We start from the raw sequence: 17,682 nt of genomic DNA on the forward strand, positions 1-17,682 counted from the left end.
TCAATACGCGTCGGCGTTGTCGATATTGAAATTGTAGAGCGTGCGCGCCGAGCCGTAGCGCTTGAATTCCGACGGCTTGACGCCGGTGACGCCGGCGCGGTCGAGCAGTCCCTGCAGCAGTTCGATATGCTCGGGCCGCATCTCCTTGGCGATGCAGTCGGCGCCCAGGCTTTCGACCTTGCCGCGCACGAACAGCCTCGCTTCGTAGATGGAATCGCCAAGTGCGTCGCCGGCATCGCCCAGCACCACCAGATTGCCGGACTGCGCCATGAAGGCCGACATGTGGCCGATATTTCCGTGCACGACGATGTCGATGCCTTTCATCGAGATGCCGCAGCGCGACGAGGCATTGCCTTCGATGACCAGCAGCCCGCCCTTGCCGGTGGCGCCGGCATACTGGCTGGCGTCGCCCTTGATGACGATCGAGCCCGACATCATGTTTTCGCCGACGCCAGGTCCGGCCGAGCCGTGCACGGTGATGGCAGCGCCGTCATTCATCCCGGCGCAGTAGTAGCCGACGCTGCCGCGCACATCGATGCTGACAGGCTGGTCGACGCCGACGGCAACCGAATGGCTGCCCTTCGGGTGCAGCACTTCCCACGCCGTTTCGTTGGAGCCGGGCGTCAGATTGTGAAGCGCCTGGTTGAGCTCTCGCAGCGACGACACATCGAGATCGAAGACCCGGGACGCCTGGTCTTGCGCCGCCTTCGAAAGTTTGGTTGCCGGCATGGGCTCAATGCTCCCAGAAATAGACGGTTGCGGGTTCCGGTTCCCAGACCCTCGCATTGTCTATGCCGGGCAGTTTGGTCAGCGCGCGATATTCCGAGCCGAAGGCGACATACTGGTCGGTCTCGGCCATGACGGCGGGCTTGCAGGCGATCGGATCGCGCACCACGCCGAAACCGTTCTTGGTGCCGACGACGAAGGTGAAGAAGCCGTCGAGGTCGGACAGCGTACCTTCCAGCGCCTCGCCGAGGTTCTTGCCATGCGCCATCTGCGACGAGAGATAGGCGGCGGCGACCTCGGTGTCGTTCTCGGTCTCGAATTTCATTCCCTCCCGCACCAGCTCACGTCGCACATTATTGTGGTTGGACAGCGAGCCATTGTGTACCAGGCACTGGTCGGCGCCGGTCGAGAACGGATGCGCGCCCATCGTGGTGACGGCCGATTCCGTCGCCATGCGGGTATGGCCGATGCCATGCGTGCCGGTCATCGAGCGGACGTCGAAACGGTCGACGACCGCTTCCGGCAGACCGACTTCCTTGTATATTTCCACCGCTTCGCCGGCGCCCATGATGCGCACGTCGGGGCGGATTGACTGCAGCGCTTCGCGCGCGGCATCGACCTTGTCGGGCGCGGTTCTCAACACTGCATGGGTGGACTTCACCGCTATGCTCACCGGCGCGCCAATGGCCTTGGCGAGTTCGGCGTCGAGGCCGCGGAAATCGCGCTCGGGCTTCGCCGACTGGATGGTGATCTTGGCTTCATTCCTGGAAGGCGCGCCATAGATGGCGATGCCGGCGCTGTCGGGGCCACGATCGCTGAGCGATATCAGCATCTGCGACAGCATCGAGCCGAGCTGCGGCTCAAGCGACTTGTCTTTCAGAAAAAGTCCGACGATTCCACACATGTCAGCCTCCCGGCGTTACCACTAGACGATGATGTATCGAATGCGTCGTGCGAATTCAATCGTATGAAAAAAATATTCCTGTAGTTACGTATCCGGCTCGATGCGGCCTTGTGAACTATCGCCGCCGTCGCGGGCGCTGTGAATCCATGTGGCGGTGCGGATGCGGGCTATTCTGTAGGCATCGAGGATCGACAGCGCATAGATCAGGAAGCCGCCGGCGTGGCGGCCGACGAAGCTGGCATCGGCCGGCGCGATCTTGGCCGTCACCCAGGCGAGGATCACCATGAAGAACAGGAACTGCAGGCCGCGCACGGGCACGCCCAGAATGACGTGGCCGCTGGCCGGTAAGACGATGGCAGCGCCGAGCACCAGATACGGGTTTGTCGGTGCGGGTGCGCTCATGCCACCTGCCTTTCCTGTCGGTTGATGGCATCGCGCAGCCCCGAGGCTGAGGTGAGCAACCTCTCGACCAGCGTTGGATCCAGCCTTGCGCCGCCGAATGCGGCCTGCCGGAACACGCCGTAGCGCGCCCGCTCGGCCTCGGCCAGCAGCCAGACGATGCGCACGCCGTTCGGGGTGATCAAGAGTTCCTTGGCGCGGCCTTCGGTAAAGATGTCGAGATGGCTGGCGATGAGGTTCTGCGGAAAGCGCGCCGCCCTGAGGTCGGTTCGCAGCACCGCTTCGGCCGGGAAGCCGGGTGCCCTCGGCAGTGTGTGCTGGAGGTGGTCGAAATTGGAAAAGGTCGTCGGAGAACCCGGCCGCATCATCATGTCGAAGGTCGCCGGCACCGCAACCGGCTCTGTGATGGTGACACTCAACCATCGCGCCGGCAGCTTTCGCGTCGCCAGCGTGTCGACGATGGTGCGCAGCTGCACGCGCTGTCCGTTCCACGAACCCGCCCAGGTGACAACGCCGGCTGTGCCATCGGAGACATCAACGGCATCTGTGATGACGGTCCGGATGCTGGCTGCCTCGGCTGCAAGATCAGCCTTGGCCTTTTTGCGGCTGGCGCGCGCATGCCAGGCAAGGTGCAGGACGAGAGCCAGGGCGATCGCCCCGGCCAGCAATGCTGTCGTCACGTCAGACACCTCGTCACGCCATGCCCGCCCAAACCGGCAGGCCCTCTCCTGTCAATAGCCCTGCGGCTTCGGCCACGGCATGGTGAACTGGTCGCCGCGACGCACATAGCGGTACCGGTAGAAGTGGAACCACAGCGAGATCAGGAAGTAGAAGGCGACCATGGCGATCAGCTGCGTGCCGTAGCCGAGGAAGATCGCAAAGAAGGTCACCACGCAGAGGCAAAACAGCACGATCGCCGGGATCGGGTGGAACGGGTGCGTATAACCGCGGCGGATCGTGCCCAGCGGCCACTTTTTGCGGAACATCATGATGTTGATGCTCATGAAGGTGTATTGCAGCACGCCCGACAGGATCGAGAAGGTGATCGCCTGGTTGAGGTCGGCTATGAAGGCGAAGGCGAGCGCGATCGGCAACAGGAACAGGATCGAGCGATAGGGCGTGCGGTATTTCGGGTGCACGGCCGAGAACCATGTCGGCAGATAGCGGTCGCGTCCAAGCGAGAACCACGCGCGGGCCGCATCGTTGATACAGCCATTGGCCGACGCCAGTGCCGCGAGCAGCGTGGCGACGAACAACAGGTTTTCCAGCAGCGGGCTGCCGGTCAGCTTGCCGGCGTCCCACAAGGGATAATAGGTGATACCGAGGTACTCCCAGGGCATCAGCGAGGCGCAGACATACCAGGTCATGGCGGCGGCGATCAAAAGCGTGATCATGCCGGCCATGGTGCCGTAAGGCAGCGAACGCGCCGGGGAGCGCACTTCCTCGGCGGCCTGCGTGGTGCCTTCGATGCCGAGATAGTACCAGATGCCGAACTGGAAGGCCGCGATGACGCCGATCCAACCATAGGGCAGCGCATTGCCGGGGGTGACCAGCTCGTTGAGCTTCAGCACAGCACCTTGCGTCCAGGGGCTGACCGAGAAGAACAGGATAACGATCGAGACATAGGCTATCGCCGTGATGACGAAGTTGACGTTGAGCGTCATCAGCACGCCGCGATAGTTCAGCCATGCCAGCACGACGATGGTGGCGGCAATGAAGGAGTTGTGGGTGAGCCCTTCGACGCCGGCCTTGGCGACGATGGTGTCGCCGAGCAGGATGGCGTCCGAAACCTCCAGCATGGTGTAGGCAAAGACCAGGAACAGCGCGACGTTGAAGGCCATCAGCGGCCCGACAATGTGCTTAGCCTGCGCGTACTGGCCGCCGGCGGCGGCGACGGTCGATGTCACCTCGGAATCGATCATGGCGACCGAGGTGTAGAGCAGCCCGACCACCCAGCAGACGATGAGCGCTGCCAGCGCGCCGCCCTTGTCGGCCGAGAAATTCCAGCCGGTGAATTCGCCGACCAGCACGATGCCGACGCCTAGCGCCCAGACATGGGCCGGGCCGAGCACGCGTAGCAGTGAAACCCTGTCGCCGTGTATTGCCGGTTCAAGCGCGATCGTCATTGTTCAATCCCCACTCAGATCCGGTGTTTTTCGGAAGCGGCTTCAAGTTCGCCTTCGCGCGAGGAGGTCAGCACCTCCTCGGAATAGGTCGTGTCGATCTGGAACCAGTCGTAAAGCATCCACAGTGCGAGCACGATCGAGATGCCCCACGATGCGTAAGAGAGTGCGACCCACATGAGCGTGCTTCCCCAAAATCTCTGGCGTTACTTGTCGTCGAACTTTTCGTTGATGACGTCGCGATATTCGCGGTCGGAGGCGCGGAACAGGAAGACGAAATAGCCGATCAGCACCGCCGCCATGATGATCAGCGTCGGCCAGTCGATGATGTAATGGAAGCGGTTCTGTATGATGTCGTGCGCGGTCTCCGGCGTATAGCCGAGCTTTTCCCAGATCGAGGCCATGGTCGGGTTCTGCCCCAACGCTTCCCAGGTCTTGGCATCGAGCGCGTCGATGGATTTCGCCGCACCTGCCAGGCCGAGTTTCAATGGCAGCCACAGCGCCACGAAAATGGCGACCACAACGACCACGATATCGAAAATCTGCCCGGCCTTGCCTTGTTCCGGCGGCGTGTAGCGCGACATGTCTTCTACCCCTCAGGACGTTCTGTTTTCAGGACTTGCGGTTGCGGGCCGCGTCGGCGTTCTTGATGTCGAGACCGTAGATGAAGTCCTTGTCTTCCTTGTAGTGATTGACCATCGCCAGGATGGCGGCCGTGTTGAAGATCAGCACGGCGGCCGCCGCGATCGCGACGACGATCTTGATCCCGGTGTCCGGGATGTAGGGCCATGTCATGACGAGCACGAAGAGGATCGTCGCCCAAAGGCAGATGATCAGGAGCGCGGATCCGCGCAGGTCGGAACGGTACAGCGCTTCGATGCGCTGCTGCAGGTCTGACATCAGTTTTCCCCTTTTTCCAGCGCCCGACCCCGAATTGGCCGCCCGCTGCCCTCTTTCAACAGAGTGAAATTTTTTTCATAAATTCGGGCCGAATCCAGCAATTGTCAAGCCGATTTTACGTTGGGTTAACCGTTTGTCCCCAGCCGCGAATTTTGCCTGACAATGAAATTATTTGCTTGCGGGTATTGCGGCATCAGGATGTTTGCGATCAATATTCGACCAAATGCTCCCGCCTCCGCGCAGGGAGCCGGGAACACAATAGAATTTTCGAACGGAGGATTTGCGGATGACGGCATCCTGGAGATTTTCGACCCTGGCGGATCGCCATCGCGCGTTAGGCTCGAAGCTCGAAGACTGGAGCGGCATGGGCACCGCCTGGACCTACGACAAGGACGCCGACGAGGAATATACCGCCATCCGCACCAGGGCCGGGCTGATGGATGTGTCGGGCCTGAAGAAGGTTCACATCACCGGGCCGCACGCCTCACACCTCATCGACCTGGCAACGACGCGCGACGTGGAGAAGATCTATCCCGGCAAGTCGGCCTATGCCTGCATGCTGAACGAGGCCGGCAAATTCACCGACGACTGCATCCTCTACCGCACCGGGCCGAACGCCTGGATGGTGGTGCACGGCTCCGGCACCGGCCATGAGGAATTGCAGCGCGCTTCCGTCGGCCGCGACGTATCGCTGCGCTTCGACGACAATCTGCACGACCTGTCGCTGCAGGGACCGACCGCGGTCGACTATCTCTCAAAGCATGTGCCGGGCATTCGCGACCTCAACTATTTCCATCATATGCAGACGCAGCTGTTCGGCTTTCCCGTCATGATCTCGCGCACCGGCTATACCGGCGAGCGCGGCTACGAGATATTCTGCCGCGGCCAGGACGCCGGCACGATCTGGGACAGGATCCTCGACGAGGGCAAGAGCGCCGGCATCATTCCGTGCCGCTTCACCACGCTCGATATGCTGCGCGTCGAAAGTTATTTGCTGTTTTATCCCTATGACAACTCGCAGAAATATCCGTTCGAGAACGAAGGCCCCGGCGACACGCTGTGGGAGCTCGGCCTCGACTTCACCGTCAGCCCCGGCAAGACCGGCTTTCGCGGCGCCGAAGAGCATTACCGCCTCAAGGGCAAGGAGCGCTTCAAGATCTACGGCGTGCTGCTCGACGGCAAGCAACCCGCGGATGAGGGCGCGCCGGTCTATCGCGACGGCAAAAAGGTGGGCGTGGTCACCTGCGCCATGTATTCGCCGCTGGTCGAGAAATCGATGGGCATCGCCCGCCTCGACGTCGACTGCGCGGTCAAGGACACCAAGCTCGAGATCCGCAACAAGAGCGGTTCGATCAGGGCGACGGCGCAGCCTCTGCCCTTCGACGATCCCAAAAAGACCAAGCGCACGGCGAAAGGCTGAGGCACAATCGACAGCGAGGGGTTTCGAGGTACGAAGTAGAGAATGGCAGCCAAAACGATCATCAGCCGGCCCATTTACGGAACCCTGTCCCCGCAGCCCGGCAAGCATCATCTTTTCGTGGCGGATGCGGAAGGCGCGCTGGCGATCGTCGATATGGCAAGGACGGCGCCCCCCGGCTTCTTCGACGGCGCCGAAATCGTCTTCATTCCCGGGGCCGACGGCAAGCACGTTGCCGCTCTTGAGGCACTGAAGTCCGCGCAATTTCATGTCGCGCCAACCTTCGCCAGCCTGCTGCCCCGGCTGAAGCAGACGCTTGCCAACGCGCATATGGGCCTGCGCCTCTATCTCGCCGGCACCGAAGGGCTGATCGGCCAGGCCATGCAGGTGGCGCTCGAAGCCGGCATCGATCATACCTCCATGCAGACCGAGCATCGCGGCTCATTGGCGCGGCGCATGCAGTGCGTGCATTGCAAAGGCATCACCGAAAATGTGACGACGCAGCCGGCCACCTGCGCGCATTGCGGCCTGCTGCTTCTGGTGCGCGATCATTATTCGCGACGGCTGGCAGCATTCCAGGGCGTCTGCATAAATGCCGAGGATCGCTCGGAGATCCCTCCCATAGAGGAGGTCTTCCCATGAGCACCGGCACCACCAAGCTCGATGTCGTCGTCAGCGACGTCGTCCCGGTCAACGAACTGGTGACGCGCTTCCATTTCCGCCGCCGTGACGGTGAGCTTTTGCCGACCTTTTCCGGCGGCGCCCATGTCGTGGTCGAGATGCGCGATGGCGACCGCACAAGGCTCAATCCCTATTCGCTGATGGGATCGCCGCTCGACACCCGCGAATACACCATCTCGGTGCGCCGCGACGATGTCGGCCGCGGCGGCTCGTTGTTCATGCACCGGAGCGTCAAGCCTGGCCTGGAGATGGTGGTCAGCTACCCCGTCAATCTGTTCTCGCTCGACCTCAGGGCAAAGAAGCATCTGATGCTTGCCGGCGGCATCGGGATCACGCCGTTCATGGCGCAGACCGCGCAGCTCGCCGGGTCCGGCGGCAATTTCGAGCTGCACTACACCTGCCGCACCGCCTCGCTCGGCACCTATGCCGATGTGCTGCAGGAGCGCTATGGCCGTCGCGTCCGGCTCTATCACGACGACCGCGACGAGCGCATCGAACTCGACCGTCTCTTGTCCTCGCAGCCGCTCGGCACCCATCTCTATGTCTGCGGCCCGGCCGGCATGATCAACTGGGTGCGCGAGCGCGCTGCGGCTCTCGGCTGGCCGGCGGAGACCGTGCACTACGAGCATTTCGCGGCACCCCAGCCCGGCCTGCCGTTCGACGTCACACTTGCCGTCAGCGGCAAGACCATCCGCGTCGGCGAGCAGCAGAGCCTGCTCGAAGCGATCGAGGCCGCCGGCGTCGATCCGCCCTATCTCTGCCGCGGCGGTGTCTGCGGCCAGTGCGAGACCAACGTCGTCTCGTATGACGGCAAGTTCATCCACAACGACCACTGGCTCAGCGAGGAAGACCATCGTTCCGGCTGCAAGATCATGCCGTGCGTGTCGCGCTTCGAAGGCAAGTCGCTGGTCCTGGAAAGATAGGAGGCCAGCTTGGGCATCACCTTTCGCAAGGAAACGTTTCGCGACGATTTCACCTTCAGGAACAGCCCGGAACACATCAGGCGGTTTCCGTTCCCGTTCCACGAAGACGCCTACATGTATGCGGTCAACATCGAGCCGCATGTGGTTGGCCCCAAGGGCAGCGTTCTGGAAAACCTGATCGACGTCGACGAGCACTATGTCGCCGAGATGCAGGACCGTGCACTGGTGCTGGCCGACGATCCGCTGCGCTGCCAGTCGCTGCCGCATATGACGCTGGCCGGCTGGGACCTGCTCGAACTTTTGATGGAGCAACAGGCACTTGGCTATCCCGAGCATTTCACCCTGACCCGCGACGGCGACCGCTGGCGCTGGATCAACCGGCCGCTCGGCATCGACGACACCTTCACCTTCGGCGACACCTCGACACTGCCTTACGGGCCGATGGAGTACATCACCCGCCAGAGCCAGGGTGATTTCTGCATTCTCGATCAGCGCGACGGCAATCTTTGGATGGACGCCGGCATGGTCACCACTCAGGCCGACTGGTCGCTCGATTTCGACATCGGCATGAATTTCTTCGAATGGCACGCGCCGGTGCCGTTGGCGCATGAAAAGGGCATTTTCGTCAGGGCGCTGAAGTTCCTCACCAACATCCAGCAGGGCAAGCCGGCGCGGCGGCTGAACTGGACGATGACCATAAACCCGCGCCTCGACACCAGTCCGGAGAATTACCACAAATGGGGCCCGGACCGCGCGACGGTAACGCCCGAAAATGTCGCCGACAAGGTGCATCTGCGCGTCGAACTGCAAAGCTTCTGGCGGCTGCCGCGCTCGAACGGCATCGTCTTCCCGATCCGCTGCTATCTCATCAAGATGGACGAACTGGTGACACAGCCGAAATGGGCAAGGCGACTGCACCGGGTGATCCGGGATTTGCCGGAAGAGCTGGCCACCTACAAGGGCCTGACGCGGTATCGGCCGACATTGGTGGAATGGCTGTCGAAGCTGGATGATGGCAGTGCGACGTCACCGGGGTTCGGGCCGGACTAAAGGCCCCCTCATCCGGCCGCTGCGCGGCCACCTTCTCCCCGAGCGGAGAAGAGATCGCCAGCGCCGACGCCAGACTCCTCTCCCCTCGGGGAGAGGTCGGATTGCCCCGAATTGCTCTTGCAATTCGGCCTTGGCAATCCGGGTGAGGGGGCTGCGGCGGTCCGACTACCCCGCGCTCTGCGGATAGCAAATAATCGACAGATACCGCATCGGAAGTTTCGTCAGTTGCTCCGGCCCGTGCGGCGCGTCGGCGTCGAAGAACAGGCTGTCGCCCGGCTTCATCGGATAGAGGTTGCTGCCGTGCCGGTACACCACCTCGCCCTCCAGCATATAGAGGAATTCCATGCCCTCATGCTGGAAGGTCGGGAACACATCCGAATCCTCGGTCAGCGTAATCAGATACGGCTCGACGACGACGCCGCTGGTGTTGGAGCCGATATGGCCGAGCAGATTGTATTGATGGCCGGCGCGGGTGCCGCGGCGTTCGACATCTAGCCCTTCGCCGGCCTTGACGAAGACGGCGCTGCGCTCTTCCTCGAATCGGCGGAAGAAGGCGGTGACGGGAACGCCGAGCGCCCTCGACAGCGCCTGCAGTGTGGTCAGCGACGGCGAGGTGATGCCGTTCTCGATCTTCGACAGCATGCCCAGCGAAATATCGGTGGCGACGGCGAGATCGGCGACGGTGATGCCGAGCTTCTTGCGGAAGGCGCGCACCTCGCGCCCGATCGCCACCTCCAGCACTTTTTCGCGGGTGTCGCGAATGGCATGCGGGTTCTGCGTCAGCGGCGCGCGGATGGTTTTTCCGTCCACGGAGGCCTTTGCCGGTGGCTTTGCCCTTGTCGAAGCAGTCTTGGAGTCGGAACTTGTCTTCGCCATCTCGCCTCCGAATCCCCCTGATTATTTCACTCCAGGTGAACATATTCGGTGCCGATACAGAAACGCAACCGCGCAGCAAGCCCCTTAAGTCGAATGGTGTCCGAACAGGATTTACGCCGTCATCCGTTTTTCCGGAAATCCGCTGGGGCGAAACGCGGTTTCTCCACAAGGCCTGTTGACAGCATCCAAGAGGCAATTACTGTCCTGTGAGTGAAATTTGTTTCGTAAGAGCAATTCCAAAAATCGAATGACACCGGGAGGCCTGCCATGAAAACGCGCGTTGCCGTCATTGGAGCGGGGCCATCCGGTCTGGCCCAGCTCAGGGCCTTCAAGTCGGCTGCCGACAAGGGCGCCGAGATCCCCGAAATCGTCTGCTTCGAAAAGCAGTCGGACTGGGGCGGCCTGTGGAACTACACCTGGCGCACCGGCCTCGACGAGCATGGCGACCCCGTCCACGGCTCGATGTACCGCTACCTCTGGTCGAACGGACCGAAGGAATGCCTGGAATTCGCCGACTATACGTTCGAGGAGCATTTCGGCCGCCCGATCGGATCCTACCCGCCGCGCGCCGTTTTGTGGGATTACATCAAGGGTCGCGTCGAGAAATCAGGCCTGCGCAAATGGGTGCGCTTCAACAGCCCGGTGCGCATGGTCACCTTCTCGGACGAGAGCAGGAAATTCACTGTCACCGCGCATGACCGCACCAACGACGTCACCTACTCCGAAGAGTTCGACAATGTCGTCGTCGCTTCCGGGCATTTCTCGGTTCCCAACGTTCCCTATTTCGAAGGCTTTTCGACCTTCAACGGCCGTATCCTGCACAGCCATGATTTTCGCGACGCCATGGAGTTCAAGGGCAAGGACATACTGATCATCGGCCGCTCCTATTCTGCCGAGGACATCGGCTCGCAATGCTACAAATACGGCGCCAGATCGATCACCTCCAGCTACCGCTCCAAGCCGATGGGGTTCAAATGGCCGGAGAACTGGAAGGAAGTGCCGCTGCTGCAGAAGGTCGTCGGCAAGACGGCGCACTTCAAGGACGGCACCACAAAAGATGTCGACGCCATCATCCTGTGCACCGGCTATCTGCATTCCTTCCCGTTCCTCACGGAAGAGCTGAAGCTGAAGACCGCCAACCGCATGTGGCCGGACGGGCTCTATGAGGGCGTCGTGTGGGAGAAGAACCCGAAACTGTCCTATATCGGCATGCAGGACCAGTTCTACACTTTCAACATGTTCGACGCCCAGGCCTGGTTCGCCCGTGACGTCATCATGGGCCGCATCAAGCTGCCGTCGGGACAGGCGATGGCCGAGCACGGCGCCAAGTGGCGGGCACGCGAAGAGACGCTGGAAGACGCCGAGCAGATGATCTGGTTCCAGGGCGACTACACCAAGGAACTGATGGACCAGACCGACTATCCCGGCTTCGACGTCGAGGCGGTCAACCAGACCTTCATGGAATGGGAGCACCACAAGGCGGAAGACATTATGAGCTTTCGCGACCACGCCTACCGCTCGCTGATGACCGGCACCATGGCGCCATTGCACCATACGCCCTGGCTGCAGGCGCTGGACGACTCGATGGAAAGCTATCTCCAGGTGAAGGGCGTGGCGGCGGAATAGGTCGGCGTGATGCAAAACAATGCGCCGGCACCGGCCCAGTTTCAATTCAGAGGGTAGTCGGGAGCCGCATCGGTCTCCGTCACCTTGACCCACACCAATTCGCTATAATAGGCACCCTCCGGGCCGGTGCCGTACATAGACAGCCTGTCAGCCATCAGCAGATGTGTCATGTCGTTGAGTGCCCGGCCGGTCGGCTCCTCGGGCCAGGCGAAGACGCCGTCGGTTTTGGCGCCGAACCTCACATCGGTGCATCCGAAATCGATCTCGACCTTCCACGACAGCAACGGCCTGATATCGCTGAGCGGCGGGCGCGGCGGATCGGGCTGCTCGAAGTGATGGTCGACCGAGACTCTCGTCGGCACTGCCGGCGTGATGCCTTTGGCTTTGAAGGAGGCGATGGCGTCGTCGCCAAATCGTGCGAGCAGGCCAGCGTGCCATAACCGGTAGGTCGCGCGGAAAAAGCCGCTGACCCGGATAGATTTGCCATCGTTGTTGAAGACGTTCACAGCGGCGTAGAAACGGCGCAGTCGTGGCGCCAGCGCCCGCCAGTCGCATTCGGCCGGTGTCCCCGGCGTCGCGATGAAATCGTCAAGCAGATCGCTGCCGCGCACATTGGCGTTCAGCACCGTGCAATCCTCACCATGGATATGCCAGTGCCGCCGGAGCTCGGCTGCTGCGATGCCAGGCTTGCGCAGCTCTTCCACCGAGGCGCGAACCCGAGCAATCGCGTAGGACGTAGCCGCATCCAACGTCTCAAACCCCGAAACCACATGCTCGCCGGTTTTGGCCATGTCGAAGACGATGACAGTAAAAGGCGGTTTGCGCTGATCGGGCATTCGGCAGCAAGCTCAGGCTGGTCGAGGATGAAGCAGCTTTCCGCGCGAAAATGCGTCAAAGTCAAGAGCTGGAGCGCGGCCTGCCATTTCCAGAAGAGGCGAACTCCAGAAGAGGCGAAACCGTCTATCCGAGCCGTGCTTGAGCTTTCGCGGCTCAGGGGTCGAAGACCGACCGCGATGATGTCGATGGCAGGTTGTTGCCAGCCCGCGACAATGCCGCGACTTTGGACAGTGCGACCAACACTTCCTGGCCGAGATCGCGTGTGCCGGCCACGGGGCAGGTGATGATCATCACTTCAATCCAGCGGATAGTCGGGAGGCGCCTCCGTCTCGGTCACCTTGGCGGTTAGTATCTCGCAGTCGTTGGCCCAGTCGGGGCCATCGCCGCGCATGGCCATCATGTCGGCCATCAGCAGGAACTGCATGGTTCTGAGCGCCCAGTCGGTGGGCTCTTGCGGCCAGGCGAAGATTCCGGCGGCGTCGCCGCCGAACTTCACGTCATGGCAGACAAAACCGACCTCGACCTTCCAGGATCGCAGCGTCACGCCTGGCGGCGGGTAGGGCGGGTCGGGAAGCTCGAAGTAATTGGCGACCATGAGCTTCGTCGGCTCCGCCGGCTCGATCCCCTTGGCCTTGAAGGCGGCAATGGCGTCGTCGCCAAAGCGCTCGAGGAGGCCGTCTCGCGTCAGCCTGTAGGTCGAGCGAAAGAAGCCGCCCGCCCAGACGGATTCGTTGTTGCCGTTGGAGATCAGCAGCGAGGCGCGGAAGCGGCGCAGCCTTGGCGCGAGAACTTGCCAGTTGCATTCGGCCGGCATCGACGGCGTCGCAATGAAATCGTCGAGTAGATCGCTGCCGCGCACTCCGGCGTTCAGCACCGAACAGTCTTCGCCATAGAGGTGCCAGAGCTGGCGAAGCTCAGCAGTGGCGATGCCGGGCTTGCGCAACTCCTCCACCGAGGCGCGAACCCGCGCAATGGCGTAGGACGTCGCCGCCTCCAGCGTCTCAAACCCCGAAACTACGTGCTCCCCGTCCGGCTCGCCGGTCTTGGCCATGTCGAAGACGAGTACGGCAAAAGGCGGTTCGCCGGGATTGGACATTCAACAATTATCCTAGTCTTGCCCGCGCCTTCGCCGTCCAGGCATTGAACAGCCGGTCTGCGACGATGCCGATGAAAGCGATGGCGAGACCCGCGACAATGCCGCGTCCGGAATCGGCCTTGGACAGCGCGATGAAGACTTCCTGGCCGAGGTCGCGTGTGCCGACCATGGCGCAGATGATGATCATCGCCAGCGCCATCAGGATCGTCTGGTTGACGCCCAGCATGATTTCGGGAAGCGCCAGCGGCAATTGCACGCGAAAGAAGGTCTGGCGCGGCGTGCAGCCGGAAACCTTCGCCGCCTCGATCAGCGCCGGCGGCACTTGCCGGATGCCGTGATTGGTGTAGCGGATCGCTGGCACCACGGCGAACGCGACCGTTGCGATCATGGCGGTGACGTCGCCGACCCGGAACAGCATCACCACGGGAATGATGAAGCAGAAGGACGGCAGCACCTGCAGCGTGTCGATGATGGGCGTGACGATCTTTTCGAAGCGGTCGCTGCGGGCGGCCGCGAGACCGATCGGAATGCCGATCAGGCAGGCGATGAAGGCCGAGATGCCGCAGAGATAGACTGTGGCCATAGTCTTTTCCCAAAGGCCGGTGACGGCGCAGAAGGCGGTCAGCGCCGCGACAAGGGCGGCCAAACGCAGGCCACTGAGCTGATAGCCGGCGAGGCCGAGCAGGGCCACCGCGCCGAGCCACGGAAAGCCTTCGCAGAAGGCGCGCAGCGGGTTCAGTACATTGAGGATGAGCGCCACGCGAAACGCTTCGATCACGTCGAAGAAGTTGATCGTCACCCAGCTCACCGCCGCCTTCCACAGTGGCGCGGTGGTGAAGGTGATCTCCTTCGGCACCGCTGCGAAGGCCGGTACGAACAGGCCGAGCAGCGTCGTCACGACCAGGATGGCGATGGCCAGCGACAGATTGGGATAGCGCCGCCAAACGCTCTGGTTCGCCTGCCGTTGAACGTGGCCTTTTGCCTGCTTATGCGCGATCGCCTGGCTCAGCCGGTCGAGCGCGATTGCGAGCGCCACAATGGCGAGCCCGGCTTCCATCGCTTCGCCGACCTTCAGCGCACGCAGCGCCAGCAGCACATCATAGCCGAGGCCGCCGGCGCCGATCATCGAGGCGATGATCACCATGTTCAGCGCCAGCATGATCACCTGGTTGACGCCGATCATCAGTGTCGGCCGCGCCGACGGCAGCTGCACGCGCCACAATTTCTGCCGCGCCGTGCAGCCGGCCATCTCTGAGAAATCGTCGATCTCGGAGGGCACCCGCGACAGACCCAGCATCGTTGCCCGCACCATGGGCGGCGTGGCGAAGATGGCGGTGGCGATCATCGCCGAGACCGGGCTGTTGCCGAACAGGAGCAGCATCGGGATGAGATAGGCGAAGGTCGGGATGGTCTGCATCAAATCGAGGGCAGGGGAGATGATCAGCCGCTCGGCCCATGGCTTGCGCCACGCCCAGATGCCGGCGAACAGGCCGGTGACGATGCAGAACGGCACCGCGATGGAAATCAGTGCCAGTGTCAGCATGGCGCTGGTCCACTGGCCGAACAGCGCGGTGTAGAGGAAGCAGCCGCCGACCAGCATGCCGAGTTTTCTACCGCCCACGGCGTGCCCGGCGATGAAGGCGGCTACGCAGACGCCGATCCAGGACAGGCGCGGCAGGACATAGGCATCGGCACCGTGACCAATCTTGAAATTCTTGGCCAGCAGGTCGAGCGCGAAATCGAGGGGAACGCCGAGCACCGCGGTGATCGAGCGGGTCAGCCAGGACAAGTTCGACTTGATCCAGCGCATCAGCGCACTGACCCAGTCGGCGACGGGAACGACCGCATCGGCCGGATAGTCGACCGCCCATGGCAGCCTCTCCTGCAGCAGGAATACCACCAGCACGGCGGCCAGCGCCAGCGCCCAGATCAGCAGCCAGCGCTGAACCGGTGGCCTCGTTTGGCTGGCGCTTGCAGTCACCGTCATGCGCCGGCTCTTTGCTTGTCGATGCCGGCCAGCAGTCCGATCACGGCTTGCGGCGTCACCTCGCCGATCGACTTGCCGCTGCCGTTGACCACCGCGAACGGTTTTCCCGAAGCGACGATGCTGGCCGAGAAGCTGGCGATCCTGGCGTCGGGCGAAACCGTGCCGCCATGCTCGGAGCCATCCAGGGCACGCATCAGGCTGCGCGCCGAAATCACCTTGGCGCGGTCGACATCCCGGGTGAATTCGGCGACATAGTCGGTCGCCGGATTGACCACCAGTTGCTCCGGTGTGCCGATCTGGATGACCTCGCCGTCCTTCATGATGGCGATGCGGTCGGCCAGCCTGATCGCCTCGTCGAAATCATGGGTGATGAAAACGATGGTCTTGTGCAGCATGGTCTGCAGCCGCATCAGCTCGTCCTGCATCTCGCGGCGGATCAATGGGTCAAGCGCCGAGAACGGCTCGTCGAGGAACCAGATCTCCGGCTTGGTCGCGAGGCTGCGGGCAATGCCGACGCGCTGCTGCTGGCCGCCGGAGAGTTCGCGCGGATAGAAATGCTCGCGGCCGCGTAAGCCCACGAGATCGATCACCTCCCGCGCTCTCGCTTCGCGCGTCGGCCGGTCTTGGCCCTGGATACTCAGCGGGAAGGCAATGTTCTCCAGCACGTTCAGATGCGGCAGCAGCGCGAAATTCTGGAACACCATGCCCATGCGATGGCGCCGCAGTTCGATCAGCGCCGAATCGGAAATCTTGAGCAGATCGTTGCCTTCGAATTCGACCTTGCCGTGGGTCGGCTCGACCAGCCGCGACATGCAGCGCACCAGCGTCGACTTGCCGGAGCCGGACAGCCCCATAATGATGAAAATCTCGCCCTGGCGGATTTCGAGATCGACGGCGCGCACCGCGCCGACCAGTCCGGCCGCGGCGATGTCGGCCATGCTGGCCTTGCCGTCACGCTCGCGGATGAAGCTGGCCGCGTTCGATCCGAACAGTTTCCAGACATTACGGCAGGCAAGCTTTATCGGCCGCACATCCTCCGGCGTGCCAGTTGCCTGCGGTTCAGTCGCTTCCGTCATCCAATGGTCCTTCTGGAAAATGGAGATAAGACCCGGCCGCTAGGGCCGGGTCTGGCTTCCAGTCAGGCGATCACTGCGCCCAGGCTTTCCAGTCTGCTTCGTGGGCGGCGATCCAGGCGGCGGCGACATCTTCGGGCGTCTTGCCGCCGAGGTCGATCTCGCCGCTCATCTTGTTGAGCTCATCGGTGTCGATCGTGTACGCCTTGGCCACCTTGTAGGCGACCGGCCATTTGTCCTTCATGCCGGACCAGGAGTATTTCCAGATTTCGCCATGCGGTTTGCCGCAATCATATTTGGCATCCGGGTTGGTGCCCCATTTCGGGTCGGTGTAGCACTCGGGCGTATACTCCGGGAATTCGACCCACTCGCCCTTGTACTTGGCCGGCGCCCAATGCGGCGAATAGATCCACAGCATGATCGGCGCCTTGCGCTGATAGGCCGAGTCCAACTCGGCGAACATCGCCGCGTCGGTGCCGGCATGGATGACGGTGAAGGGCAGCTTCAGCGCCTCGACGCGCTCGTCGTCAAAGCCTTCCCAGGTTACCGGGCCGCCGAGATAGCGGCCCTTCGGCGCCGTCTCCGCTGTCGAGAACGCCTCGGCGCATTTCGGGTCCTTCAGCGCCTCCCAATTGGGCAGGCCAGGGCATTTCTCCTTCATATATTCGGGAAACCACCATTCCTCCTTTGCCTTCGGCCCGAGCTTGCCCAGCCGCTCGGTCTGGCCGGTGGCGTCTGAAGCCTTCATCGCTTCGCCGGCCGTCGTGTCCCAGAACTCCAGGCCGACATCGAGGTCGCCATTGGTGAGACCGGTGGTCAGGCTGGAGAGGTAGTCGGCGGTCGGATATTCGACGGTGTAGCCGAGCTTTTCGAGGATACCGCCAAGGATCTTGGCGTTGAGATTGACGCTGGTCCAGTCGAACAGCGCGATCTTGATCGGGTCGTTGGATTCGGGTGCTGCTGCGTGGACCGGTGATGTAAGCGCACTTGCGGTGGCAAGCGCCAAGGCTCCCATTGATAGGTTCGAAATCACACTGCGAAATGACATGCTTGTTCTCCTGTCA

General features: G+C 62.3%; 20 protein-coding genes. 5 read left to right on the plus strand and 15 right to left on the minus strand.

What is annotated here, in order from left to right:
* The 8 genes from NLY36_RS24745 to NLY36_RS24780 all read right to left on the minus strand — a co-directional run bounded on the left by NLY36_RS24745 (window position 1) and on the right by NLY36_RS24780 (window position 5,052).
* The gene (locus tag NLY36_RS24745) at window positions 1-729 is read right to left on the minus strand and encodes a GltB/FmdC/FwdC-like GXGXG domain-containing protein (RefSeq protein ID WP_023668551.1); all 729 of its coding nucleotides are present in this window, start codon (window positions 727-729) and stop codon (window positions 1-3) included.
* 4 nt (window positions 730-733) lie between these two features.
* Window positions 734-1,630, minus strand: coding sequence for a class II glutamine amidotransferase (locus NLY36_RS24750; protein ID WP_023668550.1), 897 nt, complete (start codon window positions 1,628-1,630; stop codon window positions 734-736).
* Between the two features lie 84 nt (window positions 1,631-1,714).
* On the minus strand, window positions 1,715-2,032 hold the full coding sequence (locus NLY36_RS24755) for a hypothetical protein (protein WP_023668549.1): 318 nt from the start codon (window positions 2,030-2,032) through the stop codon (window positions 1,715-1,717).
* Complete coding sequence (locus NLY36_RS24760) at window positions 2,029-2,718, minus strand: hypothetical protein (RefSeq protein ID WP_023735620.1); 690 nt, start codon at window positions 2,716-2,718, stop codon at window positions 2,029-2,031. The genes NLY36_RS24755 and NLY36_RS24760 overlap by 4 nt, the downstream gene beginning before the upstream one ends.
* 42 nt (window positions 2,719-2,760) lie before the next feature.
* Entirely contained in the window at window positions 2,761-4,155 is a 1,395-nt protein-coding gene (locus NLY36_RS24765) for an APC family permease (protein WP_023735619.1), read from the minus strand.
* Between the two features lie 14 nt (window positions 4,156-4,169).
* Window positions 4,170-4,331 carry a hypothetical protein gene (locus NLY36_RS24770; protein WP_023735618.1) on the minus strand — a complete coding sequence of 54 codons (162 nt, stop codon included), beginning with the start codon at window positions 4,329-4,331 and terminating at the stop codon, window positions 4,170-4,172.
* A gap of 27 nt (window positions 4,332-4,358) precedes the next feature.
* Window positions 4,359-4,736 (minus strand): hypothetical protein, encoded by a 378-nt coding sequence (locus NLY36_RS24775; protein ID WP_023668545.1) that lies wholly within the window; start codon window positions 4,734-4,736, stop codon window positions 4,359-4,361.
* A gap of 28 nt (window positions 4,737-4,764) precedes the next feature.
* Complete coding sequence (locus NLY36_RS24780) at window positions 4,765-5,052, minus strand: hypothetical protein (protein WP_023668544.1); 288 nt, start codon at window positions 5,050-5,052, stop codon at window positions 4,765-4,767.
* A 286-nt stretch (window positions 5,053-5,338) separates the two neighbouring features.
* Between NLY36_RS24780 and NLY36_RS24785 the strand changes: the two genes are divergently transcribed.
* From NLY36_RS24785 to NLY36_RS24800, 4 genes are read left to right on the plus strand one after another with little or no spacing between them, the layout of a single operon-like run.
* A complete protein-coding gene (locus NLY36_RS24785) occupies window positions 5,339-6,472 on the plus strand; it encodes an aminomethyl transferase family protein (protein ID WP_023668543.1) in 1,134 nt (377 codons plus the stop codon).
* A gap of 42 nt (window positions 6,473-6,514) precedes the next feature.
* Entirely contained in the window at window positions 6,515-7,111 is a 597-nt protein-coding gene (locus NLY36_RS24790) for a dimethylamine monooxygenase subunit DmmA family protein (RefSeq protein ID WP_023668542.1), read from the plus strand.
* Window positions 7,108-8,073 (plus strand): PDR/VanB family oxidoreductase, encoded by a 966-nt coding sequence (locus tag NLY36_RS24795; RefSeq protein ID WP_023687064.1) that lies wholly within the window; start codon window positions 7,108-7,110, stop codon window positions 8,071-8,073. Before NLY36_RS24790 ends, NLY36_RS24795 begins: the two co-directional genes overlap by 4 nt.
* A 9-nt stretch (window positions 8,074-8,082) precedes the next feature.
* On the plus strand, window positions 8,083-9,123 hold the full coding sequence (locus NLY36_RS24800) for a heme-dependent oxidative N-demethylase family protein (RefSeq protein WP_023735617.1): 1,041 nt from the start codon (window positions 8,083-8,085) through the stop codon (window positions 9,121-9,123).
* 165 nt (window positions 9,124-9,288) lie between these two features.
* Here NLY36_RS24800 and NLY36_RS24805 read toward each other — a convergent pair whose 3' ends face one another.
* Window positions 9,289-9,999 (minus strand): helix-turn-helix domain-containing protein, encoded by a 711-nt coding sequence (locus NLY36_RS24805; RefSeq protein ID WP_023687066.1) that lies wholly within the window; start codon window positions 9,997-9,999, stop codon window positions 9,289-9,291.
* 267 nt (window positions 10,000-10,266) lie between these two features.
* On the opposite strand from NLY36_RS24805, the gene NLY36_RS24810 reads away from it, so the two are divergent.
* Window positions 10,267-11,625, plus strand: a complete 1,359-nt coding sequence (locus tag NLY36_RS24810; protein WP_023709929.1) for a trimethylamine monooxygenase — start codon at window positions 10,267-10,269, stop codon at window positions 11,623-11,625.
* 41 nt (window positions 11,626-11,666) lie between these two features.
* On the opposite strand, the gene NLY36_RS24815 is transcribed toward NLY36_RS24810, so the two are convergent.
* The 6 genes from NLY36_RS24815 to NLY36_RS24840 form a co-directional block, all read right to left on the minus strand.
* Window positions 11,667-12,461, minus strand: a complete 795-nt coding sequence (locus NLY36_RS24815; RefSeq protein ID WP_023735616.1) for a hypothetical protein — start codon at window positions 12,459-12,461, stop codon at window positions 11,667-11,669.
* Window positions 12,462-12,615: 154 nt separating this feature from the next.
* Complete coding sequence (locus tag NLY36_RS24820; RefSeq protein ID WP_023726364.1) at window positions 12,616-12,753, minus strand: hypothetical protein; 138 nt, start codon at window positions 12,751-12,753, stop codon at window positions 12,616-12,618.
* Window positions 12,754-12,757: 4 nt separating this feature from the next.
* Complete coding sequence (locus NLY36_RS24825) at window positions 12,758-13,558, minus strand: hypothetical protein (RefSeq protein ID WP_023726365.1); 801 nt, start codon at window positions 13,556-13,558, stop codon at window positions 12,758-12,760.
* A gap of 7 nt (window positions 13,559-13,565) precedes the next feature.
* Window positions 13,566-15,545, minus strand: a complete 1,980-nt coding sequence (locus tag NLY36_RS24830) for an ABC transporter permease (RefSeq protein WP_023735615.1) — start codon at window positions 15,543-15,545, stop codon at window positions 13,566-13,568.
* The gene (locus NLY36_RS24835; protein WP_023668534.1) at window positions 15,542-16,621 is read right to left on the minus strand and encodes a quaternary amine ABC transporter ATP-binding protein; all 1,080 of its coding nucleotides are present in this window, start codon (window positions 16,619-16,621) and stop codon (window positions 15,542-15,544) included. Before NLY36_RS24835 ends, NLY36_RS24830 begins: the two co-directional genes overlap by 4 nt.
* 70 nt (window positions 16,622-16,691) lie before the next feature.
* Window positions 16,692-17,666 (minus strand): ABC transporter substrate-binding protein, encoded by a 975-nt coding sequence (locus NLY36_RS24840; protein ID WP_023732157.1) that lies wholly within the window; start codon window positions 17,664-17,666, stop codon window positions 16,692-16,694.
* Window positions 17,667-17,682: the final 16 nt, after the last annotated feature.

The organism is Mesorhizobium sp. C399B (assembly GCF_030323185.1).
In the GTDB taxonomy this organism is placed as follows: domain Bacteria; phylum Pseudomonadota; class Alphaproteobacteria; order Rhizobiales; family Rhizobiaceae; genus Mesorhizobium.